This window comes from Bradyrhizobium sp. SZCCHNR1093 (assembly GCF_032381175.1).
In the GTDB taxonomy this organism is placed as follows: Bacteria; Pseudomonadota; Alphaproteobacteria; order Rhizobiales; family Xanthobacteraceae; genus Bradyrhizobium.
On sequence record NZ_JAUHJJ010000011.1, the window covers coordinates 84,478 to 111,250 of the forward strand.

The 26,773-nt window shown below is 64.4% G+C and carries 22 protein-coding genes and 1 tRNA gene; 5 read left to right on the forward strand and 18 right to left on the reverse strand.

What is annotated here, in order from left to right; genetic code table 11:
• The 7 genes from era to rpoZ form a co-directional block, all read right to left on the reverse strand.
• Entirely contained in the window at nt 1-927 is a 927-nt protein-coding gene (gene era, locus QX070_RS27290) for a GTPase Era (protein ID WP_315740253.1), read from the reverse strand.
• Nucleotides 917-1,984 (reverse strand): ribonuclease III, encoded by a 1,068-nt coding sequence (rnc, locus tag QX070_RS27295; RefSeq protein ID WP_315740254.1) that lies wholly within the window; start codon nt 1,982-1,984, stop codon nt 917-919. The genes era and rnc overlap by 11 nt, the downstream gene beginning before the upstream one ends.
• Nucleotides 1,981-2,742 (reverse strand): signal peptidase I, encoded by a 762-nt coding sequence (gene lepB, locus QX070_RS27300; RefSeq protein ID WP_315740255.1) that lies wholly within the window; start codon nt 2,740-2,742, stop codon nt 1,981-1,983. Before lepB ends, rnc begins: the two co-directional genes overlap by 4 nt.
• Before the next feature lie 285 nt (nt 2,743-3,027).
• Nucleotides 3,028-3,447: a holo-ACP synthase gene (gene acpS / locus QX070_RS27305; RefSeq protein WP_315740256.1), complete on the reverse strand. Its 420-nt coding sequence runs from the start codon at nt 3,445-3,447 to the stop codon at nt 3,028-3,030.
• Nucleotides 3,444-4,226, reverse strand: coding sequence for a pyridoxine 5'-phosphate synthase (locus tag QX070_RS27310; RefSeq protein WP_315740257.1), 783 nt, complete (start codon nt 4,224-4,226; stop codon nt 3,444-3,446). Before QX070_RS27310 ends, acpS begins: the two co-directional genes overlap by 4 nt.
• 81 nt (nt 4,227-4,307) lie before the next feature.
• Nucleotides 4,308-6,608, reverse strand: a complete 2,301-nt coding sequence (locus QX070_RS27315) for a bifunctional (p)ppGpp synthetase/guanosine-3',5'-bis(diphosphate) 3'-pyrophosphohydrolase (protein ID WP_315740258.1) — start codon at nt 6,606-6,608, stop codon at nt 4,308-4,310.
• A 167-nt stretch (nt 6,609-6,775) separates the two neighbouring features.
• Nucleotides 6,776-7,168, reverse strand: coding sequence for a DNA-directed RNA polymerase subunit omega (gene rpoZ / locus QX070_RS27320; protein WP_006612728.1), 393 nt, complete (start codon nt 7,166-7,168; stop codon nt 6,776-6,778).
• 371 nt (nt 7,169-7,539) lie between these two features.
• Here rpoZ and QX070_RS27325 point away from each other — a divergent pair, with 371 nt between their 5' ends.
• Together QX070_RS27325 and QX070_RS27330 are read left to right on the forward strand one after the other, a co-directional pair.
• Nucleotides 7,540-8,190, forward strand: a complete 651-nt coding sequence (locus tag QX070_RS27325; protein WP_315740259.1) for an NYN domain-containing protein — start codon at nt 7,540-7,542, stop codon at nt 8,188-8,190.
• Nucleotides 8,171-8,857, forward strand: coding sequence for a uracil-DNA glycosylase (locus QX070_RS27330; protein WP_315740260.1), 687 nt, complete (start codon nt 8,171-8,173; stop codon nt 8,855-8,857). Before QX070_RS27325 ends, QX070_RS27330 begins: the two co-directional genes overlap by 20 nt.
• Nucleotides 8,858-8,874: 17 nt before the next feature.
• On the opposite strand, the gene QX070_RS27335 is transcribed toward QX070_RS27330, so the two are convergent.
• The 4 genes from QX070_RS27335 to dapA form a co-directional block, all read right to left on the reverse strand.
• On the reverse strand, nt 8,875-9,459 hold the full coding sequence (locus QX070_RS27335; RefSeq protein ID WP_315740261.1) for a peroxiredoxin: 585 nt from the start codon (nt 9,457-9,459) through the stop codon (nt 8,875-8,877).
• A 56-nt stretch (nt 9,460-9,515) separates the two neighbouring features.
• Nucleotides 9,516-9,989, reverse strand: a complete 474-nt coding sequence (gene smpB, locus QX070_RS27340) for an SsrA-binding protein SmpB (protein WP_315711387.1) — start codon at nt 9,987-9,989, stop codon at nt 9,516-9,518.
• A complete protein-coding gene (gene mscL / locus QX070_RS27345) occupies nt 9,989-10,405 on the reverse strand; it encodes a large conductance mechanosensitive channel protein MscL (RefSeq protein ID WP_315740262.1) in 417 nt (138 codons plus the stop codon). The genes smpB and mscL overlap by 1 nt, the downstream gene beginning before the upstream one ends.
• Before the next feature lie 67 nt (nt 10,406-10,472).
• Entirely contained in the window at nt 10,473-11,363 is an 891-nt protein-coding gene (gene dapA, locus QX070_RS27350; protein ID WP_315740263.1) for a 4-hydroxy-tetrahydrodipicolinate synthase, read from the reverse strand.
• 310 nt (nt 11,364-11,673) lie between these two features.
• Between dapA and QX070_RS27355 the strand changes: the two genes are divergently transcribed.
• A complete protein-coding gene (locus QX070_RS27355; RefSeq protein WP_315740264.1) occupies nt 11,674-14,025 on the forward strand; it encodes a lytic transglycosylase domain-containing protein in 2,352 nt (783 codons plus the stop codon).
• Between the two features lie 136 nt (nt 14,026-14,161).
• Here the strand turns inward: QX070_RS27355 and QX070_RS27360 are convergent, their stop codons facing one another.
• A complete protein-coding gene (locus QX070_RS27360) occupies nt 14,162-15,691 on the reverse strand; it encodes a porin (protein WP_315740265.1) in 1,530 nt (509 codons plus the stop codon).
• 666 nt (nt 15,692-16,357) lie between these two features.
• On the reverse strand, nt 16,358-17,887 hold the full coding sequence (locus tag QX070_RS27365; protein ID WP_315740266.1) for a porin: 1,530 nt from the start codon (nt 17,885-17,887) through the stop codon (nt 16,358-16,360).
• 400 nt (nt 17,888-18,287) lie between these two features.
• Here QX070_RS27365 and QX070_RS27370 point away from each other — a divergent pair, with 400 nt between their 5' ends.
• Nucleotides 18,288-18,809: a MarR family winged helix-turn-helix transcriptional regulator gene (locus QX070_RS27370; protein WP_315740267.1), complete on the forward strand. Its 522-nt coding sequence runs from the start codon at nt 18,288-18,290 to the stop codon at nt 18,807-18,809.
• A 65-nt stretch (nt 18,810-18,874) separates the two neighbouring features.
• Here the strand turns inward: QX070_RS27370 and QX070_RS27375 are convergent, their stop codons facing one another.
• Entirely contained in the window at nt 18,875-19,951 is a 1,077-nt protein-coding gene (locus QX070_RS27375) for a hypothetical protein (protein WP_315740268.1), read from the reverse strand.
• A 622-nt stretch (nt 19,952-20,573) separates the two neighbouring features.
• Nucleotides 20,574-22,103, reverse strand: a complete 1,530-nt coding sequence (locus QX070_RS27380) for a porin (RefSeq protein ID WP_315740269.1) — start codon at nt 22,101-22,103, stop codon at nt 20,574-20,576.
• Between the two features lie 746 nt (nt 22,104-22,849).
• Between QX070_RS27380 and QX070_RS27385 the strand changes: the two genes are divergently transcribed.
• Nucleotides 22,850-22,943 (forward strand) — tRNA-Ser (locus tag QX070_RS27385).
• Between the two features lie 132 nt (nt 22,944-23,075).
• On the opposite strand, the gene QX070_RS27390 is transcribed toward QX070_RS27385, so the two are convergent.
• From QX070_RS27390 to gatB, 3 genes are all read right to left on the reverse strand, one after another.
• Nucleotides 23,076-23,429 carry a hypothetical protein gene (locus QX070_RS27390; protein ID WP_315740270.1) on the reverse strand — a complete coding sequence of 118 codons (354 nt, stop codon included), beginning with the start codon at nt 23,427-23,429 and terminating at the stop codon, nt 23,076-23,078.
• Between the two features lie 196 nt (nt 23,430-23,625).
• Nucleotides 23,626-23,892: a hypothetical protein gene (locus tag QX070_RS27395; RefSeq protein WP_315740271.1), complete on the reverse strand. Its 267-nt coding sequence runs from the start codon at nt 23,890-23,892 to the stop codon at nt 23,626-23,628.
• A gap of 1,398 nt (nt 23,893-25,290) precedes the next feature.
• Nucleotides 25,291-26,769, reverse strand: coding sequence for an Asp-tRNA(Asn)/Glu-tRNA(Gln) amidotransferase subunit GatB (gatB, locus tag QX070_RS27400; RefSeq protein ID WP_315740272.1), 1,479 nt, complete (start codon nt 26,767-26,769; stop codon nt 25,291-25,293).
• Between the last annotated feature and the right edge of the window lie 4 nt (nt 26,770-26,773).

Consider the following 26,773-nt stretch of genomic DNA (forward strand, 5'->3'; position numbering starts at 1 on the left):
TCATTCCCTGGGGAACTCGAGCCCCATTTCCCGGTAGCGGTCGGGATCGTCGCCCCAGTTCTCGCGGACCTTCACGAACAGGAACAGGTGCACCGGCACACCGGTGATCTCTGAGATTTCCTTGCGCGACTGCGCGCCGATCGACTTGATCGTCGCGCCGCCCTTGCCGAGCACGATCTTGCGCTGGCTGTCCCGCTCCACGAAGATCGTCTGCTCGATCCGGATCGAACCGTCCTTGCGCTCGGTCCAGCTGTCGGTCTCGACGGTGGACTGATACGGCAGCTCCTGATGCAGATGCGAATAGATCTTCTCGCGGGTGATCTCGGCCGCGAGGTGCCGCATCGGCGCGTCCGACATCTGGTCCTCGGGATAGTGGAACGGACCGGGAGGCACCATCTCCGCCAAGGCCCGCCTGAGATCGTCGACTCCGTCGCCCGAGATCGCCGAGATCATGAAGGTGCGCGCGAAGGACAGCTTCTCGTTGGCAGCCGCGACCAGCGCCAGCAGCTTCTCGCGCGGCACCAGGTCGACCTTGTTGACCACCAGGATCTTCTCGTGCGCGACCGCGGCCGCCTTGTCGATGATGGACTGCGCCTCGTCGTCGATGCCCTTCTTGGCATCGAGCAGCACGCAGACGACATCGGCGTCGTGCGCGCCGCTCCAGGCCGTCGTGACCATGGCGCGGTCCAGCCTGCGCTTCGGCGCGAAGATGCCGGGGGTATCAACCAGAATGATCTGGGACGCCCCCTCGATGACGATGCCGCGGATCAGCGCTCGCGTCGTCTGCACCTTGCGCGAGACGATCGTGACCTTGGAGCCGACCAGCGCGTTGACGAGCGTCGATTTGCCGACGTTGGGCGCGCCGATCAGCGCAACGAAACCGCAGCGGGTCTGGACAGACGGCACTGATTGCTGTTCAGCCGTCATTGCTGCCGCCGCTGACGCCTTCGCGCTCGATCATGACCGATGCCGCCACCTTTTCTGCCGCCCGCTTGGAGCCACCGACGCCTTCAGCGGGCTCCAGGCCCGGCAGGTCGACGGCGACGCGGAACTGCGGATCGTGATGCGGGCCGGTGCGCTCGACCTCCCGGTACACCGGGGTCGGCAGGCCCTTGCCCTGGGCCCATTCCTGCAGCACCGTCTTCGGATCGCGCAGCGGGCGCCGCGGCTTGTGCATGCGCTCGGTCCAGTTGCGCTCGACGAATCCCGCGGCGGCCGCGTAGCCACCGTCGAGGAAGATCGCGCCGATCACCGCCTCGCAGACGTCGCCCAGCACCGACTTGCGCAACCGCGCCCCGGCGCCGGCGCCGACCGCGCCGAGCTTGATGTCGTCGAGCAGGCCGAGCGACTTGGCGACGTCGGCGCAGCTCTCCTTGCGCACGAGATCGGCCAGCCGCTTCGACAATTCGCCCTCGTCCGCGCTCGGAAACGAGCGATACAGCATGTCGGACACGATCAGGCCGAGCACGTGGTCGCCGAGGAATTCGAGCCGCTGATAGCTGTCGCCACGCTTCTTGGACGACTTCAGCGCCGAGACGTGGGTGAAGGCGGTGCTGAGCAGTGACGGATCGGCGAAGTGATGACCGATGCGCGCCTCGATCGCGGCATTGGCGGCCTTGTCCGCGGCCTTGGCGCCCTTGGCCGCGCCGGTTCCCGCGCTCTTGGTGCGGCGACTGCCCTTCGCCTTGCTGCGCGGCTTGCCGTCGGGATCGGTCTCGGCAACGAGCAGGGCCGTGTCCGCCGCGTCCGGGCTCGCGATCGCCGATTCGGACTCGACGGTCTTCGTATCCGCCTTGAAGCTCGGCTTCGGATCGGTCTTGGAATCGGTCTTCGACTCGGTCTTGGGCTCGCTCTTCTGCTCAGGCTTGATCTCAGACTTCGGCCGCGACGCGGCCTTGGGCGTCGCCTCCATCGCACCCGTGCCGGGTTGCGGGCTCGATGCGGCAGCCTGCGTCGTCTGGATTTCGGGTGAGTCGTCGATCATCGGACGAATTTGAAGATTCGATTCCAGCGCACCGATACCGGCCAGCGCCAGAACGCCCAGGCATGCTCGCCTTCGGCAATGGAAAAGAAGATCAGCTGCGCGCGGCCGACGATGTTCTCGAACGGCACGTAGCCGACCTGGCTGAGGAAGCGGCTGTCTGTCGAGTTGTCGCGGTTGTCGCCCATCATGAAGAAGTTGCCGGCCGGCACGGTATACACCGCGGTGTTGTCGACATAACCGTTGTCGACGCAGTCGAGCGTCTCGTAGCTGACGCCGTTCGGCAGGGTCTCCTTCCAGCGCTTGACGCGCGCGGTCGAGTCGGGCTGCCCGCAGGGATCCTCGCCGATGAAATCGGAGAGCCGCTCGCGCTGCACCGGCTTGTCGTTGACGTAGAGCAACCCTTCGCGCACCTGGATGCGGTCGCCAGGCAGACCGATCACGCGCTTGATGTAGTCGGTGGTGTCGTCCTTGGGCAGACGAAACACGACGATGTCGCCGCGGCTCGGCTCCGAGCCGAACATGCGGCCCGAGAACAGCGGCGGCGACAGCGGAATCGAGTAGTGGCTATAGCCGTACGAATATTTCGATACGAACAGATAGTCGCCGACCAGCAGGGTCGCCTTCATCGATCCGGAGGGGATGTTGAACGGCTGGAACAGGAAGGTGCGGATCACCAGCGCAATCAGTAGCGCATGAACGACGACGCGAACGGTTTCACCGAGGCCGCTCTCAGTCTTGGTTCCGGAGGTCACGCTCATCGCTCTTTCAATGTCCCTTGGCGAATGGTCCGACGATTCGCCAGCCGTTGCCGAACACCCCTCCGCCCGCGAACACCATACCGTTCCGCGGCTTAAGGGAGTCTGTCCTGATTCTGGTGGTTAAGGCCAACTCCGGTTTGACCCAGAATCCGCCCGTGATGCAGCCGGTTCAATCCGGCGGGTTTTAGACGACTGCGCGGGGCCGCGCAATCAATCGCCGTATCAAAACTATATAACTCGCTGGAATCGATCGCATTTTTGTTTTTCCTGCGGGGCGGCCGCCCATCAGGATGTCTCGCGGCGCACCGCCGAAATTATGACGAAGGCTTGCGCCAGCGGCCAGTCGTCGGTGATCGACAGGTCGATGCGGGCCTCGTGGCCCTCAGGCGTCAGCGCCCTGAGCCGTTCGGCCGCGCCACCCGTAAGCTGCATGGTCGGCCTGCCCCCGGGCAGGTTCACCACCCCCATGTCACGCCACCACACCCCGTGACGGATTCCGGTGCCGAGCGCCTTGGCGCAGGCCTCCTTGGCGGCGAATCGCTTGGCGTAGGTGGCGATCACCATCTTCTCGTTCTTGGCCCGCCGCTCGGCCTTGGCGCGCTCGGCCGCGGTGAAGATGCGGTTCAGGAAGCGCTCGCCATGGCGCCCGATGACCTCGCCGACCCGGCGGATGTCGATCAGGTCGGAGCCGATGCCGATGATCATGCTGATGTCCCCAGCCGCGCGCGGCCGCGATCCATCGCCGCGCGCATGGTCCGCACCGACTGGGGCAAACCCACGAACAGCGCCTCGCCCATCATGAAGTAGCCGATGTTGAGCTCGACGATCTCCGGCAGGGTCGCGATCCGCTCGGCGGTGGCATAGTCGAGCCCGTGTCCGGCATGGACCTCGAGCCCGGCCGCATAGGCCAGCCGGGCGCCGGTCACGATCCGCTCCCACTCGGCAGCCGCCTTGTCATCATGGCCGTCGGTAATGGCATCGCACCAGCCGCCGGTGTGGATCTCGATCACGGGCGCGCGCAACCGGGCCGCCATCTCGATCTGCGCCGGGTCGGCGGCGATGAACAGCGAGACCCGGATGCCGGCATCGCTCAGCCGGGCGATCGCCGGTGCCAGCGCCTTGTGCTGGCCGACCACGTCGAGGCCGCCCTCCGTGGTCAGCTCCTCGCGCCGCTCCGGCACCAGACAGCAGGCGTGCGGCCGCGTCGCGAGCGCGATCCGCACCATCTCCTCGGTGGCCGCCATCTCGAAATTCAGCGGCTTGGAGATCTCGGCCTTCAGCCGCGCCATGTCGTCGTCGCGGATGTGCCGGCGGTCCTCGCGCAGATGCGCCGTGATGCCGTCGGCCCCGGCCTCGATCGCGAGCAGCGCGGCGCGCACCGGATCGGGGCTACGGCCGCCGCGGGCATTTCGCAAGGTGGCGATGTGATCGACGTTGACGCCGAGGCGCAGCTTCGGAGGATGTGACTTAGACGGATCGGACATGGGCCGGCTCGCAGGACTTTCGAGTAGACTACGGCTTGTTTAGCGCATCCCGGAGCAGAACGCCGCTGCCATCCCCGCAGATTAGCCATTCACCCGGTCGACCCGCGCCACGATGGTCTTGGCGCGCAACTGGTTGATGATCGCCGAGAGATGCTTGAGGTCATAGACCTCGAGATCGATCGTGAGTTCGGTGAAATCAGGCGAGCGGCGGCTCATGCTGATGTTGTCGATGTTGCCGTCGTGCTCGGCGATCACGGTCGCGACCTGGGCGAGGCTGCCGGGCTCGTTGACGTTCTCGACGCGAATGCGCGCCGGGAAGCGCTGCGGGGAGGTCTCGTCGACATCCCAGCGCACGTCGAGCCAGCGCTCCGGCTCCTCCTCGAAATCCTTCAGCGCCGGCGACTGGATCGGATAGATCGTGATCCCCTCGCCCGGCGTCACGATGCCGACGATGCGGTCGCCCGGCACGGCGCCGCCGTTCGGCGCGAACTTCACCGGCAGACCGGAATTGAGCCCGCTGATCGGGATCGCAAACGGGCCGCGGTGGGGCTCGGCCGCAGGCGCGGTAGCCTTGGCTGCCGGCGCGGCGACCGTCTTCTTGGCGCCGTAGCGCACGACGCGCTCTTCCTTGTAGTCCGGATACATCGCACGCGCGACGTCGGAGGCCTTGATCTCGCCGCGTCCGACCGCCGCCATCACGTCGTCGATCGAGGCGCGGGCCAGGCGCGGCAACGCCCCTTTCAGCTTGTCGTCGGCATATTCGAGCTTGGTGCGCTCGAACAGGCGCTCGACGATGCGGCGGCCGAGCCCGGCATATTGATCGCGCACGGCGGTGCGGGTGGCGCGCCGGATCGCCGCGCGGGCCTTGCCGGTGACGGCGAGCGTCTCCCAGGCCGAGGGCGGCGCCGACTGCGCGTCCGAGGTCAGGACCTCGACCTCGTCGCCGTTCTGCAGTTCCGACGACAGCGCGGCGAACTTGCCGTTGATCTTGCAGCCGACCGCGCTGTTGCCGACATCGGTATGCACGGCATAGGCGAAGTCGATCACGTTTGCGTGGCGCGGCAGCGCGATCAGCTTTCCCTTCGGCGTGAAGCAGAACACCTGATCGTGAAACAGCTCCAGCTTGGTGTGCTCGAGGAACTCCTCCGGATTTGCGCTCTCCGAGAGGATGCCGATGGTGTGGCGCAGCCACGCGAATGCGTTCGATTCGCGTTTGAGCCGTTCGGTCGGCGAGCCGATGTCGTCCTTGTAGAAGGCATGGGCGGCGATGCCGAGCTCGGCGATCTGATCCATGTCCTCGGTGCGGATCTGCAGCTCGACGCGCTGCTTGCCCGGGCCGATCACGGTTGTGTGTATCGAGCGATAGTCGTTCTGCTTCGGCGTCGAGATGTAGTCCTTGAAACGGCCCGGCACGACCGGCCAGGTCGTATGCACGATACCGAGCGCACGATAGCAGGATTCGAGATCCGGCATGATCACGCGAAAGCCGAAGATGTCGGACAGCTGCTCGAACCCGATCGATTTGCGCTCCATCTTGGTCCAGATCGAGAACGGCCGTTTGCGGCGGCCGAACACCCGGGCCGTCAGGCCATGGTCGCGAAACTTGCGCGCCAGCTGGCTCTCGATTTCGCCGATCAGATTGCGGTTGCGCTCCGCCAGCGCATCGAGCCGCTGCATCACCACGCTGTAGGCCTGCGGGTCGAGCGTCCGGAACGAGAGATCCTCGAGTTCCTCGCGCATCTCCTGCATGCCCATCCGGCCCGCCAGCGGCGCATAGATGTCGAGCGTTTCCTCGGCGATGCGCCGGCGCGACGTCTCGGGCACGAACTCCAGCGTGCGCATGTTGTGCAAGCGATCCGCGAGCTTGACCAGCAGGACACGCACGTCGTCGGCGATGGCGAGCAGCAGCTTGCGCAGGTTCTCGGCCTGCTTGGCCTCGCGCGAGACCAATTCGAGCCGCTTCAGCTTGGTCAGTCCCTCGACCAGAGCGCCGATCTCGGGCCCGAAGAAGCGGTCGATCTCGGCGCGGGTCGCCTCGGTGTCCTCGATCGTGTCGTGCAGCAGCGCCGCGACGATGGTCGCGTCATCCAGCTTCAGGTCGGTCAAAATGGCTGCGACCTCGAGCGGATGCGTGAAATACGGGTCGCCGGACGCGCGGGTCTGCGACCCATGCGCCTTCATGGCGTACACATAGGCGCGGTTGAGGAGATCCTCGTTCGTATCCGGATTGTAGGAGCGGACCCGTTCCACCAGATCGTACTGCCGCATCATGCGGGAGCGCGGCTTCTGCGGCCGCGGCCGCTCAGCCGGCGGCGGAGGCGCCAACGCGGCCGATTCGGCCGCCGCCTGCATCTGCTGAGGAATGTGGCCCGAAACCACCATGGAAAATGACTAAACCTTTATCTTCGTGACCAAATCTGCCGGACGGCAGGCGCTGGCCGCAGCCCTATGGTAATCACGGAATCACGTTCAAATGCAAAGGCCCGGACGCGGTCCGGGCCTTCACAATCTCACAAGTGAACTGGAGCGCGCTGACGGCGACGAGGCCGTCACTCGTCCTCTTCGGGCTGCTCTTCCGGCGGAGCGAGGCCCTCGAGGCCCTTCAGCAGTTCTTCCTCGGTCATGCGCTCGACGGCGACCTCGGTGTCGTCGGCATCGACGCTGGCACCGGCCGAGCCGATCAGCGGCACCGTGTCCGGCTCCGGCTCGTCGACCTCGACGAACTTCTGCAGCGAATGAACCAGTTCTTCCTTCAGATCCTCGGGAGAAATGGTCGAATCCGCAATTTCGCGGAGTGCGACGACGGGATTCTTGTCATTATCTCTATCGATTGTAAGTTGTGATCCCGACGAGATCATGCGCGCGCGATGCGCGGCCAGAAGGACCAGGTCGAACCGGTTGTCGACTTTATCGATACAATCTTCCACAGTGACGCGCGCCATTGTCGCTCCGGTCCTTTGTGTGCTTAATATGCTGATTATGCTGGGCTAGTTATAGAGGCTGGCCGGTTTTCGCAAGGCTAAACTGGCGTCAGGTTTCTGTAAGGGGCAAGGTGTACCGAATTCGGCAACCTTGACTGGCGCTCCGTCCAGACCCGCGGAATTCGGGCGTTGGACAAGAAAACGCTTCATTACGTCGTCACAAGTGCGCCTTTGTTGCCCCGATCACTCCCGTTTGCGGTAACCTCACACCAGATGGACCGCCGACGCCTTGGCAGTATCTTGAGCCGACGCCTTGGCAGTATCTTGAAATGGAATGCGCGACCGACTGGAGTCGCGCCAAAAATAGAATCTAACTGAACGCGAGACACTGAATGTCATCTTCGACCAACAAGATTGCGCTCTTCATTGACGGCGCCAACCTATACGCCACGGCCAAGACGCTCGGCTTCGACATCGACTACAAGCGCCTGCTCAAGGAATTTCAGAGCCGCGGCACGCTGCTCCGCGCGTTCTATTACACCGCGATCATCGAAGATCAGGAGTACTCGTCGATTCGGCCCTTGATCGACTGGCTCGACTACAACGGCTATACGGTCGTCACCAAGGCGACCAAGGAATTCATCGACGCGAGCGGCCGCCGCAAGGTCAAGGGCAACATGGACATCGAGCTCGCCGTGGATGCGATGGAACTCGCCGAGCATATCGACCAGATGGTGCTGTTCTCGGGCGACGGCGACTTCCGCTCGCTGGTCGAAGCGATGCAGCGTCGCGGCGTTCGCGTCACCGTGATCTCGACCATCTCCAGCCAGCCGCCGATGATCGCCGACGAGTTGCGCCGCCAGGCCGACGTCTTCACCGACCTCATGGAGTTGCAGTCCAAGCTCGGCCGCGACCCGTCGGAGCGCCCCGCCCCGCGCGAGCCGCGCCACCATTCCCCGCAATTCCTCCAGCGCAGCACGACCGCACCGGCCGCACGCACCACCACGACCACCCCCACCACCGATGACGATTTCGACGACTAGGCGGCGGACGGACGCCACATCTGCGCCATCCACCCCGTCCTCGACCAATCCCGATCGAGACTGTCCGCTGTGCCCTCGCCTCGTGGAGTTCCGCGAGGCACAGCGCGCGCGTGAGCCGTCGTGGTTCAACGCGCCGGTGCCGTCGTTCGGTGATCCCGATGCGCGGCTCCTGATCGTCGGGCTCGCGCCGGGGCTGCAAGGCGCCAATCGGACCGGGCGTCCCTTCACGGGCGACTACGCCGGCGAGCTGCTCTATGGGACGCTGCTGCATTACGGATTTGCGAAAGGCCGGTTCGAAGCTCGCCCCGACGACGGGCTGACGCTGGTGGACTGTCGAATCAGCAACGCGGTGCGCTGCGTGCCGCCACAGAACAAGCCGCTGCCGGCCGAGATCAACCAGTGCCGGAGCTTCCTCGGCGCCACCATCGCCACGATGCCGCGGCTGCGCAGCATCGTCGCGCTCGGCCGCATCTCCCACGACACGCTGCTGAAGCTGCTGGGCTTGCGCGCGGTCGCGGCGCCCTTCGGCCATGGCGCCGTGCACCAGGCCGGCAGGATCAGGCTGTACGACAGCTATCACTGCTCACGCTACAACACGAACACCGGCGTGCTCACGACCGAGATGTTCCACGCCGTGTTCGCGCGCGTAAAGGCGGAGCTGGATTAGTTCGGCGCACCCCACCCTCACGCGGCAGATGCGCGGTTGTCCTTCAGCCACGCCAGCACGTCGCCCGCGTTCCTGTCCGGCGGAAACACCGGGTAGAACACATGGGTGATGCGCGCGGCGTCCACGATCATGGCAAGCCGCTTGATCATGGTCAGCCCGGCGATCTCCATGGTCGGCAACCGCAGCGCATTGGTGAGCTCGAGCTTCTCGTCCGACAGCACCGGAAACGGCAGGTGCAGGCGCGAGGCCATCTCGGTCTGATAGGCATTGCTCTGCGTCGACAGACCGAACACATGCACGGCGCCCGCTGATTTCAACTCGCCGAACAGGTCGCGGAAGCTGCAGGTCTGCGGCGTGCAGCCGCGCGCGCCCGGGATCATGTCCCAGTCCTCGACCAGTGACACCTTGCCGGGTTCGCCGGTCCGTGGATAGGCGAACACCACGGTCCGTCCCGGCAGATCCGACAGCGTGACCAGCGTGTCGTCGGTGGCACGCAGTCCGATCGCGGGAATGGTCATCCCGACCAGATGATCGGCTGCGCCGTCGTCGATCGGAGCCGGAATCCGGCTCCAGTCGACGTCCAAGAGGTTCTTCTGATTCATCGGATGCTTTCCCAAGGCTCAGGCGTGCCGCCGAGGAGCGCACGGCAAAGGTCTCGTTAGCCGCGCGCCCGCAGCAGCCGGCCCTTCTCGCGGCCCCAATCGCGCTTCTTCTCGCTCTCGCGCTTGTCGTGCAGCTTCTTGCCCTTGGCCACGGCGAGCAGCAGCTTGGCGCGGCCGCGCTCGTTGAAATAGAGCTTCAGCGGGATCAGCGTCATGCCTTCGCGCTCGACCGCACCCATCAGCTTGTTGATCTGCTTGCGATGCAGCAGCAGCTTGCGCGGCCGCTTCGGCTCGTGATTGAAGCGGTTGGCCTGCAGATATTCGGGAATGTTGGCGTTGATCAGCCAGATCTCGCCGTTACGCGAATCCGCATAGGATTCCGCGATCGTCGACTTGCCGCCGCGGACCGACTTCACCTCGGTGCCGGTCAGCGCGATGCCGGCCTCGATGGTGTCCTCGATCGCGTAGTTGAACCGCGCCTTGCGATTCTCGGCGGCGACCGTGATCTTGGGTTCGTTCTTTTCAGCCATCAGGACTTTTTCAGGAGATCACGGATCTCGGTCAACAGCTCGACCTCGGCCGAGGGCTTCGCCGGCGCCGCGGGAGCTGCCGCTTCGTTCCGCTTCAACCTGTTTATCACACGGATGATCATGAACAGCACGAAAGCGATGATGAAGAAGTTCAGGGTCAAGGTCAGGAACTGTCCATAGGCCAGCACGGCACCCTGCTTCTTCGCGTCCGCAAGGTTGCCCGCATTGACCGTCTTGGACAGCGGGATGAAGTAGTTCGAGAAATCGAGACCGCCGGTGATGGCGCCGATGATCGGCATGATCACATCGGCAACGAGCGAAGTGACGATGGCGCCGAAGGCCGCGCCGATGATGACGCCGACGGCGAGGTCGACGACGTTGCCCTTCATCGCGAATTCACGGAATTCCTTCAACATGCTCGCGTCCCCCTCAGACTTGCGAGAAATCCTCGCGACCTTCGCCGATCCCGAGCTCCCTCGGAACCTAGTTGATCAATCCGGCATGAACCATCGCCTCGCGCACCGCGACCCGGGTCGGCTCCGACACCGGCACCATCGGCAGCCGCAGCTTCTCCTCGATCTTGCCGAGCAGCGACAGCGCGTATTTCACCGGCGCCGGGTTGGACTCGATGAACAGATTGGTATGCAGCGGCATCAGCTTATCGTGGATCTTCAGCGCCGTTGCGACATCGCCCTTCTGCCAGGCCTGGTGGAATTCCGAGCACAGCCGCGGCGCGACGTTCGACGTGACGGAGATGCAGCCATGGCCGCCATGCGCCATGTAGCCGATGATCGTCGCATCCTCGCCCGAGAGCTGGTTGAACTCCTCGCCCATCGCGGCGCGCTGCTGCGACACCCGCACCATGCTCGCGGTGGCATCCTTCACGCCGGCGATGTTCTTCAGCTCGAACAGGCGCTTCATGGTGTCGACGGACATGTCGATCACCGAGCGCGGAGGAATATTGTAGATGATGATCGGAATGCCGATCGCATCGTTGATCGCCTTGAAGTGCTGATACAGGCCTTCCTGCGTCGGCTTGTTGTAATAGGGCGTCACCACCAGCACTGCGTCCGCCCCCGCCTTCTCGGCGTGCTGGGCGAGCTCGACCGCCTCCTTGGTCGAATTGGAGCCGGCGCCGGCGACGACGGGCACGCGTCCCCGGGCCTCGGCGATGCACCACTCGACCACCTGCTTATGCTCGTCATGGCTGAGCGTCGGGCTCTCGCCGGTCGTGCCGACCGGCACGAGGCCGTTGGTGCCCTCGTCGATCTGCCAGTTCACCAGGCTGCGAAAAGCGGCCTCGTCCACGGACCCGTTCTTGAAAGGAGTGACCAAGGCGGTGAAAGAACCCCGGAAATTCGTCTTGGCTGCCATGAAACTCCCTCCCAAACGCCGCTTGGCCCCTGTACGAGCCACTTCATACCGGGTCTGCCGACGAGGCGGAAGGCCCGCCCGCGGTTGGGCTGCCTTCTCAACAGGCACACGGATCGCTCGAATCGCATTGCCGAGGCCCGCGATCACCCTTCGCTGAAGCCCCACGGCCCGCACGCCGCCCTTCGGTCGTGATTTCGCCGCGGTGTTGGCGCAGGTTGCAATCCTTCCCGGTATATTTAGGATTTGTTCACCTTTTCGATAGACCCATGTTGGTCAGGGGATCGAAGTCATCCGCCGCAAAAGGAACGCCGTGCCCTTTTCTGCCCGCGCCACTGCATTGCGATCGACCGCCCTGTCGGTGTCACTCTCGGTGTCCTTGGCCGCCGGCCTGACACTCGGATGGGCTCTCGCCGGGCATAGCGCTCTCGCCAAGGACCAGGCTGCTGGGTCCAAGGTTTCGGGATCCAAGGCTGCCGCGGCCAAGGTTCCGGTGCCGAAGGCGCGTCCGATCGCGCGCAGCGCGGTTCCGAAGACGAACACCCACGAGGCCGCCGGGACCAAGAGCGAGGTCGACGCGCGGGCCGAAGCGAAGGCCGAGGTCAAGAGCAGCCCCAAAGGCGCCGGCGAGACGGCGCGCGCGGCGCCGAAGGACATCACCCCCGGCGCGGCGGCTGCGAGCCTGCCGGCCCGCCAGCATGCCGCCCTGCCCGCCTCCCGCAAGCCCGTGGTGCCGGCTGCGATCGCCGCGACGTCCTCGACCTCGCAATCCGACAAGGAGGCGCTCGAAAACGTGATCGAGCTCGTCCGCAAGCGCAAGCCCAGCGATGCCACCGAGGTCGTGCAGGCGATCTCGGATCCCGTGGCGCGCAAGCTCGCGGAGTGGGTGATCCTGCGCAGCGACAACAACAATGCCAGCGTGGAGCGCTACCGCGCGTTCATCGCCGCCAACCCGTCCTGGCCGTCGCAGACCTTCCTGCGGCGCCGGCTCGAGGCCGCGTTGTGGGACGACAAGCGCGACGATGCCGTGGTGTGGTCCTGGTTCGAGAACGAATCGCCGCTGTCGGCCAAGGGAAAGTTCGCGCTGGCCCGGGTGATGCTCAATCGCGGCGACCGCGCCAATGCCGAGCGCCTGGTGCGCGATGCCTGGCGCAACGACGCGATGTCCGAGGAGACCGAGAACAACATCCTGGACCAGTACGGTGCCCTGTTGTCCGGCGGCGATCACAAGGCGCGGATGGACACGCTGCTGTATGGCAGCGAGCACGAGGCCGCCATGCGCGCTGCCCGGCGGCTTGGCTCGGGCCACGTGGCGCTGGCAAAAGCGCGAATCGCGACCTACCGCAAAGCCTCCAATAGCCAGAGCCTGCTCGAAGCCGTGCCGCGCGAACTCCACGGCGATGCAGGCTATATCTTCAGCCGCATCCAACTGCTGCGGCGCGACGAAAAATTCGCCGAGGCGGCGCAGCTGATGCTGAACGCGCCCAAGGATCCCGGCCGCCTGCACAATCTGGACGAATGGTGGATCGAACGCCGACTGCTGGCGCGAAAGATGATCGACACCGGCGAATATCGCAGCGCCTATCTGATCGCGCGGGATGCGGCGCTGCCGAACCGCGACATCTACAAGACCGAGCAGGAATTCACTGCCGGCTGGATCGCACTGCGTTTCCTCAACGATCCGGCCACCGCGGCCCAGCACTTTGCGCGCATCGGCGTCGGCAGCGTCAATCCGACCACCCTGGCGCGGGCCGGCTATTGGCAGGGCCGCGCGGCAGAAGCGATGGGGCGCATGCAGGAGGCGCGCGCGGCCTATACGTCGGCCGCCGAGCAGTCCACGAGCTATTACGGACAGCTGGCGCGCGCGAAGCTCGGCCTGCCGCAGCTCGGCCTCAATGCGGCGCCGAGCGGCCGCGGACGCGGCGTCGAGCGGCTCGAGGTGGTGCGCGCGGTGCAGCTGCTCTACGAACTCGACGAGGGCGAGGTCGCGATCCCGATCTTCGCCGACATGGGCGACAATGGCGACCCCGACGTGCTGGTCGGACTCGCGGAAATCGCCGCGCGAAACAGCGATGCGCGAGCGATGCTGCTGGTCGGCAAGGCCGCACTCAATCGCGGGCTGCCGTTCGACCATTACGCCTATCCGATCACGGGCATTCCTGCGTTCCGCTCGCTGGGACCGGAGGTCGAGCCGAGCGTGGTCTTCTCGATCGCGCGCCAGGAGAGCGCCTTCAACCAGGCCGTGGTCTCGCCGGCACAGGCCTATGGGCTGATGCAGGTCACGCCGGATGCGGGTCGCTACGTCTGCAAGCGCGCGGGCGTCAGCTTCGATCTGAACCGGATGAAGACCGACCCGGTCTACAACGCGCAGCTCGGCGCCGCCGAGCTCGGCGGCCTGCTCGAGGACTATCGCGGCTCGTACATCATGACCTTCGCGGCCTACAATGCCGGCCGCGGCAGCGTCAGAAAATGGGTCGAGCGCTATGGCGATCCGCGCGATCCCAAGGTCGATGCCGTCGACTGGGTCGAACTGATCCCCTTCTCGGAGACCCGCAACTACGTGCAGCGGGTGATGGAGAACCTGCAGGTCTATCGCGCCCGCTTCGGCGGCGGCTCGCGGCTGCAGATCGAGGCCGATCTGCGCCGCGGCGCTGTGGTGGAGTAGCGAGTAGCGAGTAGCGAGTAGCGAGTAGCGAGTAGCGAGTAGCGAGTAGCGAGTAGCGAGTAGCGAGTAGCGAAGCCTGGGCTCCGCTCCGTCGTCAACCGCTATTCTCTACTCCCTATTCGCCATTCGCCCGCACTTACCAGTTGCGCTGGGCACGCACCAGCAGCGAGACCGAGTCCTGGTCCTTCAACTGGTAGGTCGTGGCCGGCTTGGCAACGGCCGCGACCGCCGGTGCGTTCACCACGCCGGTGAACTTCTGGTCCAGCCTGGTCCAAGCGACGTCAGCAGAGAAGGTCAGATTCTTGACCGGCGTCCAGCGCGTGATCACACCCACCGTCGAAATGTTGAAGTCGGGGTTGCAATTCGCAGGCGTGATACCGAGAGCGACCATGCCTGCACCGTTGCAGATCAGTCCCTTCGCGGTGTTGTTGTATCTGACACCGCTCCAGGAGCCGTAGACCGCCGTATTCCAGAACGGATCCCAGTTGTGGGTGAAGGCCCCGCGGAAGCCGTAGGTGGTGGTCAACTGCTGCTGCGTATTCGCCCCGAACACCGAATCTGACACGCCCGCGAAGCCCAGGCTCTGGAAAGCGCCGGCCATGTTGCTGCCGCCATACATCGCGTAGTTGATCGGCGCGAGGCTCTGGAAATTGTAGCGGCTGGCGCCGTTGGTGTAGACGCCCTGCAGATTGATGGTGTCGCCGGCGCCGGTCGGGATGTTCTTGATCGACAGGGCGAGCTGACCCGCATAGCCCCATTTGTCGGCCGGGTGGCCGGTCGTCTCGTTGGCACCGAAGAAGGCGGCGTGATTGTCATGCGCCGCGAACGACGCCTGGAACAGACCCCAGGCCTGATCGACGCGCACCATGCCGACGATGTCGGGCGCGACGTTGCCGCCGAAATTCGACGTGCCATAGCTGCCGGTGAGCACGCCGGCGGCCGTCTGTCCCGCCGTATTCCAGATCTGCGACTGCGAATACTGCGTCGCATCCTGGGCCGAGATCGCGGCCGTAATGCCCGAGCCGAAGTCGGCGGTGTAGGTGAACTGGTTGACGCCGGTGATGGTGCCGCCGCCGCCGGTCAAACCGTCGAAATTGTTGCCGGGATAGTTGGCCCAGGGCGCGTCAAACTGCGACACGGCCTTGCCCATCGTGAATCCGGCAAACTGGATGAAGGCGTAGAAGACACCGAGCCCGCCTTGCGCGATGTTGCCATCGGCCTGGGCTCCAGGCGCGCCCGCCGTCGAATAGGCAGTCGCGCCCGTGGGCGAGCCGGTCCCCGCGTAGCTGCCCCCGGTCCACTGGAAGACACCATCGAAGAAGGTGCGCACGACGCCATATTCGGTCGCGGTGCGGGTGTCGATGTTGAGGTCGGCACGCGAACGCGTCGTGTAGTAGTTGCTGAGACGATTTCGCCCGCCGGCGACGCCGTTCACGGCATTCTGGAAGATCGTATTCGTACCGAAGCCTGCTTCGGCACGCAGAAAGCCGCCCAGCTTGATGCAGGTGTCGGTGCCCGGAATGTAGAAGAATCCCGCTCCGTACATGGAGCAGACCCTCACATACTCGACCGCTTTGGCCTTGATCGGAAGGTCGGCGGCCTGAGCCCCACCCATGGCGAGCAACGCCGCCCCTGAGCCCAGAACAAGGCTCCTCACAGTCTTCATACTAACCTCCAAATTGCTCAGTTCAGACCGGCCCGGCTCGACATCGAACGACCGCCCCCACGGTCAGCCCGTCTCCAGCTGCACCACAGTGCTCGCGCATAGCGTTGCAGTCGGAACGATCGAGAGGCGGACTTGGTGCTTTATCGGACCATTCTCGTGACCGGCCGGATCACGCATGTGGCGCGGCCGCGGCACGGCGCACGGCTGCCAAATCTCCAAGAGTAATGTGTCGGGGAAGACTTTCGCCGCCGAATGCATGTCGCGGTCGTGGCGGGAATGCAGCAGGACGGGCGCCGAGAAGGGCGGCGAGCGCGAGTCTCCCAGTTCTCCGGCCTGACCATCGCGGCACCCGCCCTCGCCTGCCCGAGGTCACGCAGGCCAAGCTTGGCTCAAACGTGCGGTCGAACCGAACGAACCCGGCGACCGCCTCTCACGGATGTTTGAGCCGGCTGGCCACGAGTCGGTCGCGAAATTCCATCCAGATTACATTGCGTCGCGTGGCCGCGCGGTGTGGTTCTCGGGCGGGTCTGCAGCATGTTTGTCAGCGACGGAGCGGAGCGGCGAGGAATGCGGGTCTCGGCGCTGGAGCACGAGCTGGCCAGGCAAAGAAAAACCCCCGGCAGTTGCCTGCCGGGGGCTGGTCAAACCGTCATGAGACGGTCTGGATCACCAGTTGCGCTGAGCGCGGAGCAGCAGCACAGCCGACTGCTGATCCTTGATCTCGTACACAGCGGCCGGCTTCGCGACGGCAGCAACCGCCGGCGAGGTCACCGAACCAGAGTGCTTCTGGTCGAGCCAGGAGTAGGCGAAGTCGGCCGAGAAGGTCAGGTTCTTGACCGGGGTCCAGCGCGTGATCAGGCCGATGGTGGCCAGATCGAAGTCCGGATTACAGGTCGAACCCGCGTTGAAGGCCGCGACAACGCCGGGGCTGGTGCAGATCAGGCCCTTGGCAGTGCCGTTGTAACGGACGGCAGCCCAAGACCCGTAGATCGCAGTGTTCCAGGCCGGGTTCCAGTTGTGCGTATAAGCACCACGGATACCGTAGGTCGTGGTCAGCTGCTGCTCACCGCCGGTCGTGAAGACCGAGTCGCCCACGCCCGCAAAGCCGATGCTCTGATAGGCGCCAGCCAGACCCGTGCTGCCGTACATCGAGTAGTTGTTCGGCATCAGGCTCTGGATGTTGTAGCGGCTCGCACCATTGGTGTAGACGCCCTGCACGTTGATCGTGTCACCAGGTCCGGTCGGGATGTTCTTGATCGACAGGGCCAGCTGAGCCGCCCAACCCCACTTGTCGGCCGGGTGGCCGGAGGTCTCGGACGCGCCGTAGTAAGCGACATGGTTGTCATGCGCCGCGAACGACGCCTGGAACAGACCCCAGGCCTGGTCGACGCGGACCATACCGACGAAGTCCGGAGCAACGTTGCCGCCGTAGGCGCTGGTGCCGTAAGCACCACCGATCACGCCAGCCGCCGTCGAACCAGCCACGTTCCAGAGGTTGTTCTGGTAGTAGGCAGTCGCATCCTGGGCCGAAACCGTGGCCGTGATGCCGGAGCCGAAGTCAGCGGTGTAGCTCAGCTGATTGACGCCGGTGACCGTGCCGCCGCCGCCAGCGAGACCGTCGAAGTTGTTGCCCGGATAGTTGGTCCAGGGCGTGTCGAACTGCGACACGGCCTTACCCATCGTGAAGCCGGCGAACTGGATGAAGGCATAGTACACGCCGAGCGAGCCCTGCGCGATGTTGCCGTCGGCCTGAGCGCCAGGCGCACCCGCCGTCGAGTAGGCGGTCGCACCGGTGGCCGAACCCGTGCCGGCATAGCCGCCCGAGGTCCAGCTGAAGGTCAGGTCGGCGAAGGTGCGGACCACGCCGTATTCGGTCGCCGTGCGGGTGTCGATGTTCAGATCTTCACGAGCACGAGAGGTGTAGTAGTTGCTGAGGCGGTTGTGTGCGCCGCCCTGGCCGCTGAACGTTCCGTTGAAGATGCTGTTGCTGCCGGCGACCACTTCGGCGCGCAGGTAGCCACCCAGCTTGATACAGGTGTCGGTGCCGGGGATGTAGTAGAAGCCCGCACCATACAGGGAGCAAACCTTCACATACTCGACCGCTTTGGCCTTGATCGGAAGGTCGGCCGCCTGAGCCGCGGACATGGCGAGCAGAGCTGCCGCCGAGCCGAGGACAAGGCTCTTAACCGTCTTCATTTAAACCTCCAAGTTGCTCTTTTGAGAAAGAACCGGACCAAGATCCCCCAGGACGATCCGCTTCCTCCGCTCCCGAAAAACCGCTTCAGCCGCTTCGCGCCATCGGACACACCCGCATCACGCGAGGGACTTAAGCGAACCACCTGTCACGGGACGATCGAGTAACCCCCCACCGTCGCCAGGAACTATGCCTTCGCTCATTCGGTAAGCAAAATAGTTTATGCAGTCAGGTAATTGAATGAAGCCGAAATGTGTCTTAAGGGCAACACAATGGCAGCTTGTTGTGCAGCGCACGGGGGACGACGGATGTCCTCCTAGATAAGTGATTTTGTTGCGGATTTTTTTTCTTTAGGGTCAAGCTTCGTACCGGAACTCCTGAGCAATGGCGCCCTTGAAGAACATGTCTGCCGCACCTGTGGAAGCGGACGCGCAACCGAAGACTGCCGAACATCTGCCGAAGAATCGCGACGCCATTCTTCGCTTCGCCAGGGAGATCTCCACGATCAACGTCCATCTGGAGGAGCTGAGGTACTTCTGGGCCAAGAGAATCGGCATCAGTGGCCCGCAATGGATGATCCTGATGGCGATCTCCGAACTGGATCAAGGCGAGGGAGTTGCCGTGAATGCGGCGGCCAAGCGGCTGCACGTCGACCCCTCCTTCGTCACGACGCAGTCGAAGCTGCTCGAGAAGAAGGGCTTCATGGAACGCAAGCCCGCCCCCAACGATGCGCGCGTGGTCCGGATGTCGCTCACCGCCAAGACATCGGAGCAGTTCGCCGAGCTGGAAGCTCAGCAAGCGCAGATCTTCGGCTTCATCTTCGAGGAATTCGACGCTCGTGAGCTCGCGACCTTCACGGACAAGCTGGCTGGCCTCAAGGACCGTTTCGAAAAGGCCAGCGCGCGACTCACGATGGGGCTCTGAGGCCCCCCGAGGCGGTCACGGCCCAACCGCCTCTTACAGGCAGCGAGCGCAGACATGCGGTCGCGTCAGCCTGGAGGCCGCGGAGACCCCGCCAGACGCTTGGCGATCCAGTCGAAGACGAAGGCATCGGCTTCGAGCCAATCGGCGCCCGCGCTGGAGACGATCTTCAGGGTGATGTCCGGGTGCTCGCGCTTGATCTGCGCGATCAGCCGGGTTGCGATGTCGGCTCGAAGCCAGCCACGCTCCGGCACCGTCACCAGCAGCGGACACATGATCTGCCGCGCCGCCAGCCCATCGGCCGCGATCGACAGCCTGCCCCGCTCGCCCGCACCGGGTCGGCGCGACAGGAAGACGCGCTCGTGAATGTCCCACAAGCCGGCGTCGCAGACCGCCGCAGCATACCGCGGATCGAGTGCGATGCCGCGCGCGACAAAGGACGAGCTCCAGTCGTCGGCCAGGATCGCGATCCGGCCTTCGTCCACGTCATCACGGGACGTCACGTAGTCCGTCACGCTCGCGATGGCTGATTCGAGATCGCGACCGCCGACGATCTCCTCGAAGCGGCAGTCCGGTCCGCTGCCCAGCAGATCGACCACCAGCAACGCCAAGCCGCGCTGCTCCGCATGGGCTGCAAGCTTGAACAGGGACGTTTCCTTGCGACGGCCGGGCTCACCGATGCAGATGACGGTGGGCGCCCTGCCTGCCTCGCAGCGCGCCGGCAGGAAATAGGCTTCGAGCGAATAGTCCGCGCGCCAGGGAATCGTGACGACCTCTCCTGGCGGATCGGCGCAGCGCAGGAATTCGCGCGCACATTCGCGCATGCGGGACAGCACGACGGCCTGGCGGGAGCGTGAGCTGCTGAACGGACAGGCCGCAGCCTCATAACAATCGACCGCGCGCGACCATTTGCGAAACGCCAGCTCGGGACGGCCGCTGCTCACAGCGTCGGCGGCGGCAGCCTTCATTGCATCCGCGCAATGCATCCACTCGCGATACCAGGACTCGTCGTCGCTGGCGTCGATCCGCTGCGCAACCGCCAGACATTCCGCAAGCTCGGCCCGGCCCTCCGGCCGCGCCTCCAGCAACCGCGTGATGGCGCCCGCCAGATCGTCTTGCTCGGACCACGGACGCAGCACTCCCACAGAGCCTTCCGAACTCATCTTGGACTGATTCCTCGCTGGCGTGACGGTGTGGCCCCGTCATCTAGCGGTCATCGTGACCACCCGGGATTTCCCGGTCAAGCCGATGCGCAAGGAATTTTGCTCCGACCTTTGGTCTACGATGGATGCTTTGCGCTGACGCGCAGCGGTTGCACCGGTACGTTGCAACCGAAAGCCAACCTCAGGAACCGGGCGACGAGGAGATCCTGAAATGAAGAAACCTCCGGCGGGGCATCGCCAGAGGTTTCGTGGAGTCTAACATCATAGGATCGTCGAACTTGGATCGGCAGTGTCCTCTTGAGGAGGGATCGCTATCAGCGCGTGACAAAATTAGCTTATCAACTCATCTGTTTTCAACACCAATTTAAAAAAATACCGACAGACTGTCAAGTTACTGAAAAGAAACTGATTTTCGATCAACGAGGCGTTCGGAATCCTCCTCATTGCCTCAGCCGCCGATTTTGATTTGTCTCAGTTGCCGATCTTGCATCGATCTTCGAGCGAGCCTGACTCGGGTGCTGGGCCGGAATGCGCTGCCACAAACAGCAAAAACCCCCGGCAGTTTCCTGCCGGGGGCTCTTGAATCCCGATCAGACGATCAGGATCAGAAGTTGCGCTGAGCGCGGAGCAGCAAGGACACCGAGTTCTGGTCCTTGAGCTGGTAGGTCGCCGCCGGCTTGGAAACCGTGGCCGAACCCGGGTACGCGATGTTGCCCGAGTACTTCTGGTCCAGGTTGGTCCAGGCCACGTCGGCCGAGAAGGTCAGGTTCTTGACCGGGGTCCAACGGGTGATCAAGCCGAGCGAGGAGATGTTGAAGTCGGGGTTGCAGGTGAAGCCTGCGCCCGCGATCGCACCCATCGCCGCGCTGCCGCAGATCAGGCCCTTGGCAGTGTTGTTGTAGCTCACGGCAGCCCACGAACCGTAGATCGCCGAGTTCCAGGTCGGGCTCCAGTTGTGGGTGTAAGCACCACGGAAGCCGTAGGTCGTGGTCAGCTGCTGCTCACCGCCGGTCACGAAGACCGAGTCGCTGACGCCAGCGAAGCCGAGCGTGCCGTAGACACCAGCCGTGCTGCTGCCGCCGTACATCGCGTAGGTGGTCGGCACCAGGCTCTGAGCGTTGTAACGGCTCGCACCGTTGGTGTAGACGCCCTGGATGTTGATGGTGTCGCCGGGGCCGGTCGGGATGTTCTTGATCGACAAGGCCAGCTGAGCCGCCCAGCCCCACTTGTCAGCCGGGTGACCGGTGAGCTCGGTGGCGCCGTAGTAGCCGGTGTGGTTGTCATGCGCCGCGAACGACGCCTGGAACAGACCCCAGGCCTGGTCGACGCGGACCATGCCGACGATGTCCGGAGCAACGTTGCCGCCGAACGAGTTGGTGCCGTAGGAGCCGCCGACGATGCTGGCGGCAGTGATGCCCGACACGTTCCACAGGTTAGTGGTGTAGTACTGGGTCGCGTCCTGCGCCGAGATCGCCGCCGTGATGCCCGAGCCGAAGTCGGCGGTGTAGCTGAACTGGTTGACACCGGTCACGGTGCCGCCGCCGCCCCACAGGCCGTCGAAGTTGTTGCCCGGGTAGTTGGTCCAGGGCGCGTCGAACTGCGACACGGCCTTACCCATGGTGAAGCCAGCGAACTGGATGAAGGCGTAGTACACGCCCAGGCCACCCTGCGCGATGTTGCCGTCGGCCTGTGCGCCAGGAGCGCCGGCCGTCGAGTAGGCGGTTGCGCCGGTCGCCGAACCCGAGCCGGCGTAGGTGCCGCTGGTCCAGGTGAACGTCAGATCGGCATAGGTACGAACCACGCCGTACTCGGTCGCGGTGCGCGTGTCGATGTTGAGGTCCTGACGAGCGCGGCTGTAGTAGTAGTTGCTGTGGCGGTTGTTGCCACCGGAGACGCCGTTCACAGCGTTGTTGTACTGGCCGTTGCTGGCGAACGAGGTCTCGGCGCGGACGTAGCCGCCGAGCTTGATGCAGGTGTCGGTGCCGGGGATGTAGTAGAAGCCAGCGCCGTAAAGCGAGCAGACCTTCACATACTCGACCGCCTTGGCCTTGATCGGAAGGTCAGCTGCCTGAGCCCCGGACATGGCGACGAGAGCGGCCGCCGAGCCCAGGACAAGGCTCTTGATCGTGTTCATAATGTTAAACCTCCAAGTTGCTCAGTCAGGGAAGGTTCCGCCTCCGCTGGGTGAGAGACACCCTTGGGGTTGGTACCGTTATCCCTCTTCGACCCGTCGCTCAGCCGCTTCGCGCTATGGGACACACCCGCATGAACGCGAGGGACTTGAGCGAACGACCTAAACGGGACGACGTCGGGATGCCCCCCTTCGTCGTGCGAGCAGAATTACCGAAGGCCTTTGCACACGCAACAAAGGAACCATCATTGCGGCGCCCAGGCGGCGCCTTTTCGGACTGGTGTTGCACAAAAGGCACGCGACCGTGGTTCTGCGGGAACACCTAACTTGCTGTTTATGTTATCGTTTTGTCACAACGCAATTTTGGGTGTTCAGGGCCGCGAGCACTCGCCCGCCAGGAACCCGCCCCAAGTCAGGCACCGGGGCCACGAATCCAGCCAACGCGCTGAACGAGAATCGGACCGGAGGACGATGCCCTCTGCGCCCCTGCCACCGGCCCGTCGTTCCAGGCGACCCTCTATATTGGTGACGCTCTATATCAGGGACCATCGAGAGGGCCTGCGCCGCCCGTCGACTTCCATGCCGTGCCGCGTCCGATCAAACGGCAGGCTCAGCTCGGATCGATCGCCAACGGTGGAGATCACCGTCCGGGGCCGATCCGGCGAAGACGCAGCCCTGTGAGGATTTCGAAACCGCATGCAATCTGCCGCTTGCGGCTCAGCGCGGCGTCGGGCATACCGACCCTCGCTGGAGACGTGGCCGAGTGGCTGAAGGCGGCGGTTTGCTAAACCGTTATAGGGTTGTAAAGCCCTATCGAGGGTTCGAATCCCTCCGTCTCCGCCAGCCGCCCGTCGGCGCGGCCAGCAGCCCCCTACCCCTGATCATCCGCATCAAAGCCGAGCCGTTCACGCACCTGCCGGATCGCAACGGACCGTGGCCGCCGTGATCACGGTTGCCGCGCGATCACGCGCGGGCTCAATCGAACAGGCCACGGCTGATATTGATCACGAAGGCGGCGGGCACGCCGATGACGGTGCCGACGAAGCCATAGCCCAGCGCAGCCCACCATGACGCCGCGCCTCCTGCTCCCATCACGGCACCGTAGATGGCGCCGAGGCCCGCACAGAGCACGGTCACCACGACGAGGCAGCGGTCATTGTGGGCCTCGACCCGCAGACGCTTCAACTCCCGCCGGCTCTGCACCGCGGGCCCGGCCGGCTCGGTCGATCCGCAATGCGGGCACGCCACTGCGCTGAAGGAGACGCCGCTGCCGCAGTCATGGCAGTCGATCAGCTCTTGCCGCCGCGCCTGTCGCCGTGCCTGGCCCATGCCGTCAATCCCGCTTGCCTGCGTCACATCGGACGACAGATAGGAGATTCATAGGCGCGCGGCGAGGCCCGCTTCCCACGAGAATGAACGATCGAGCGCGGGTCACCCCAGCGCTCCCGGTTCGCGGCCGGCGAACTGGCTCGTGCGGCATGGTTCGCACCGAAAGCGAGATCCGCCAAGTCGCGGCCTAGCTCGCTCAGTGCGCAGTCATCCAGGCGCGCGCCTCGCGCTGCGCGGTCGCGATCTCGGCATCCGACATCTGCTCGGCGACCTCGCGGCGCATTGCCACGGCGTCGACGCGCCCCCTGAGGGCGGCGAGATTGAACCATTTGTGCGCGGCGATCAGATCGACCGCACCGTCGCGACCGCTCGCATAGAGCATGCCGAGCTCGAACAGGACATCGCCGCTGGCGCCCTGCTCCGCGGTGGTCACATCATCAAAATTGAGTTGTCCCTGAAACATCGTCGCTCTCCTTCGCCCGAGGAGGCGGCCGGTCACCCGAGCACGCCCCCGTCCAACTGTTCAACGCCTGGTTATCCCCATGCCGTCTCGCGGCTTATGCGCGAAGGATGACCGATCAAGTTTGAAAGGCAGTTTAAACATCGTGCTGAACGAGCCCTGAACGCGGAACCCCGCATTTTCCCGGGACGGCTTCAATACATTGATTCGAAATGGATTCTTCAACTCGGCAAAGAGCGGTTTACCGTTCTGTTTGGCAAACCCCTAACCATCCGCGAAAGCGCTTCACCGCGCCAGGGCGGAGCGCACCACACAGGCGGTCAACAGCCGCACTGGGACCGGACACGTCTCGACACAGGGTGCGGGAGATTGCGTAGCGCACTGCGGCACGAGTACGCGCGCACCGAGCTGCTAATAAGGTCGTTCGTCTATGGGAGACTGGGAGGCACGCAGTCGCCGGAGGCGCGGTGCTCAGGGATCGAGGGCGTCGGCGAACACGTCAGGATCAGATCCCACTCTGGCTGATAGCCGCTCGTGAGATTGCAGACCGGAAACGCGATCTGCACCGAACGAAGAAATCCTGTTTCTTCTGCCGGACCGCACCGCGAGCGAAGCCGCTCTCGAGTTCGATCCGACCGTTGACCTGATGTCTCGCCGACACCCTCTATCGTCTGTTGGAGCTTCAGGAGATCTGCCCGGCTCGCGAGGAGCTATGCCGACCTGCGTTCCAACGACGTGCCGGCATCAGCTGCCGGACTCATCTCGCAAGGACTGCGAGAGTTACTTCTTCTTGGCGACCTTCTTGGTCTTCTTGGCAGTCTTCTTCGCCGCGGTCTTCGCGACCTTCTTCACTGCCTTCTTCGCCTTCTTCGCTTTCTTGGCCATGTTGCCCTCCGATGTGAGATGGCTTAGTCGATGCGTGCACTCGGGAATCGAGCTGCACTCCTCATCGATACACCAACGAGTGAAAAAAAACAGCTTCCGGCTTAAGGAAGTGTTGACAGGCGCGCGCGCACGCGGCTGACGCAACGCGCGAAGCAGTGCGAGGTTCGACATCGCAAACGCGCACGCGGCTGCGCGCGACGCCAAGCGCGCTACTGATAGACATTGCAGGAAAAGCCTACGCTGCAAGCATTTTCTGAACTGCTACATGACAGCGCGAAAGCGGCGGCGTGCACATCGCAAGGCGCGGACTCGCACGATGAAGGCGGCGCGCGGACTCTGAGTCGTAAATTTTGGCAACGAAAAAATTTTCATTGCACACGCCCTCGTGTGCGTTCGAACGCTCGGCAATGGTGGCTTTTTTGCGAATCGCGCGCAGCGATTCGCGAAGTCGTCGGGTCAAACAAAACGGCGCGCACCGTGTGCGCGCCGCTGGAACGAAGACGAGCGATCGCCGTTTCAGATGCCGAGCTTGCTCTTCAGGATGTCGTTGACCGCCTGCGGATTGGCCTTGCCGCCCGACGACTTCATCACCTGACCGACGAACCAGCCGGCCAGCTGCGGCTTCGCTTTCGCCTGCGCCACCTTGTCCGGATTGGCGGCGATGATCTCGTCGACCACCTTCTCGATCGCGCCGAGGTCGGTCACCTGCTTCATGCCGCGGCTCTCGACCAGCTCGCGCGGATCGCCGCCCTCGCTCCAGACGATCTCGAACAGGTCCTTGGCGATCTTGCCGGAGATCGTGCCGTCGCCGATCAGCGCGACGATGGCGGCGAGCTGGCTTGCCGACACCGGCGCGGACGCGATGTCGCGGCCTTCCTTGTTGAGCCGGCCGAACAGCTCGTTGATCACCCAGTTGGCGGCGAGCTTGCCGTCGCGCGCCCGGTCGGACAGCGCCTCCAGCACGCTCTCATAGAACGCCGCGCTCTCGCGCTCGGCCACCAGCACCGAGGCGTCATAGGGCGAGAGGCCGACATCGGCGATGAAGCGCGCCTTCTTCTGATCCGGCAGCTCCGGCAGTGCCGCCTTCAGCTCGTCGACGAAGGCCTGGCTGAACTCGAGCGGCAACAGGTCCGGGTCCGGGAAGTAACGGTAGTCGTGCGCCTCCTCCTTGGACCGCATCGAGCGCGTCTCGCCCTTGTCGGGATCGAACCTCCGGGTTTCCTGCTCGATCGCGCCGCCGTCCTCGATGATCTCGATCTGGCGCCGCGCCTCGGCCTCGACCGCCTGGCCGATGAAATTGATCGAGTTGATGTTCTTGATCTCGCAGCGGGTGCCGAGCGGGCCGCCCGGCTTGCGCACGGAGACGTTGACGTCGGCGCGCAGGCTTCCCTTCTCCATGTCGCCGTCGCAGGTGCCGAGATAGCGCAGGATCGAGCGCAGCTTGCTCACATAGGCCTTGGCCTGCTCGGCATCGCGGATGTCCGGCTTGGAGACGATCTCCATCAGCGCCACGCCACAGCGGTTGAAGTCGATATAGGACAGCGACGGCGACTGGTCGTGCAGCATCTTCCCGGGATCCTGCTCGAGGTGCAGGCGCTCGATGCCGATCGTGGCGGTCTTGCCGCCGTCGAGCTCGACCGCGACCTCGCCCTCGCCCACAATCGGGTCCTTGTACTGGCTGATCTGATAGCCCTGCGGCAGGTCGGGGTAGAAATAGTTCTTGCGGTCGAACACCGAGCGCAGGTTGATCTTGGCATTGAGCCCGAGCCCGGTGCGCACGGCCTGCCGCACGCACTCCTCGTTGATGACCGGCAGCATGCCCGGCATCGCCACGTCGACCAGCGAGACGTGGCTGTTGGGATCGCCGCCGAACGCGGTCGAGGCGCCCGAGAACAGCTTCGACTTCGAGGTGACCTGGGCATGGATCTCCATGCCGATCACGACCTCCCAGTCGCCGGTGGCGCCCTTCATCAGCTTGCCGCTGGTTGCCGTCATGGCC

Coding starts and splice junctions, on each gene's coding strand:
- era (WP_315740253.1), bottom strand. CDS start 927: ATGACGGCTGAACAGCAATCAGTGCCGTCTGTCCAGACCCGCTGCGGT.
- rnc (WP_315740254.1), bottom strand. CDS start 1,984: ATGATCGACGACTCACCCGAAATCCAGACGACGCAGGCTGCCGCATCG.
- lepB (WP_315740255.1), bottom strand. CDS start 2,742: ATGAGCGTGACCTCCGGAACCAAGACTGAGAGCGGCCTCGGTGAAACC.
- acpS (WP_315740256.1), bottom strand. CDS start 3,447: ATGATCATCGGCATCGGCTCCGACCTGATCGACATCCGCCGGGTCGGC.
- QX070_RS27310 (WP_315740257.1), bottom strand. CDS start 4,226: ATGTCCGATCCGTCTAAGTCACATCCTCCGAAGCTGCGCCTCGGCGTC.
- QX070_RS27315 (WP_315740258.1), bottom strand. CDS start 6,608: ATGGTGGTTTCGGGCCACATTCCTCAGCAGATGCAGGCGGCGGCCGAA.
- rpoZ (WP_006612728.1), bottom strand. CDS start 7,168: ATGGCGCGCGTCACTGTGGAAGATTGTATCGATAAAGTCGACAACCGG.
- QX070_RS27325 (WP_315740259.1), top strand. CDS start 7,540: ATGTCATCTTCGACCAACAAGATTGCGCTCTTCATTGACGGCGCCAAC.
- QX070_RS27330 (WP_315740260.1), top strand. CDS start 8,171: ATGACGATTTCGACGACTAGGCGGCGGACGGACGCCACATCTGCGCCA.
- QX070_RS27335 (WP_315740261.1), bottom strand. CDS start 9,459: ATGAATCAGAAGAACCTCTTGGACGTCGACTGGAGCCGGATTCCGGCT.
- smpB (WP_315711387.1), bottom strand. CDS start 9,989: ATGGCTGAAAAGAACGAACCCAAGATCACGGTCGCCGCCGAGAATCGC.
- mscL (WP_315740262.1), bottom strand. CDS start 10,405: ATGTTGAAGGAATTCCGTGAATTCGCGATGAAGGGCAACGTCGTCGAC.
- dapA (WP_315740263.1), bottom strand. CDS start 11,363: ATGGCAGCCAAGACGAATTTCCGGGGTTCTTTCACCGCCTTGGTCACT.
- QX070_RS27360 (WP_315740265.1), bottom strand. CDS start 15,691: ATGAAGACTGTGAGGAGCCTTGTTCTGGGCTCAGGGGCGGCGTTGCTC.
- QX070_RS27365 (WP_315740266.1), bottom strand. CDS start 17,887: ATGAAGACGGTTAAGAGCCTTGTCCTCGGCTCGGCGGCAGCTCTGCTC.
- QX070_RS27370 (WP_315740267.1), top strand. CDS start 18,288: ATGTCTGCCGCACCTGTGGAAGCGGACGCGCAACCGAAGACTGCCGAA.
- QX070_RS27380 (WP_315740269.1), bottom strand. CDS start 22,103: ATGAACACGATCAAGAGCCTTGTCCTGGGCTCGGCGGCCGCTCTCGTC.
- QX070_RS27390 (WP_315740270.1), bottom strand. CDS start 23,429: ATGGGCCAGGCACGGCGACAGGCGCGGCGGCAAGAGCTGATCGACTGC.
- QX070_RS27395 (WP_315740271.1), bottom strand. CDS start 23,892: ATGTTTCAGGGACAACTCAATTTTGATGATGTGACCACCGCGGAGCAG.
- gatB (WP_315740272.1), bottom strand. CDS start 26,769: ATGACGGCAACCAGCGGCAAGCTGATGAAGGGCGCCACCGGCGACTGG.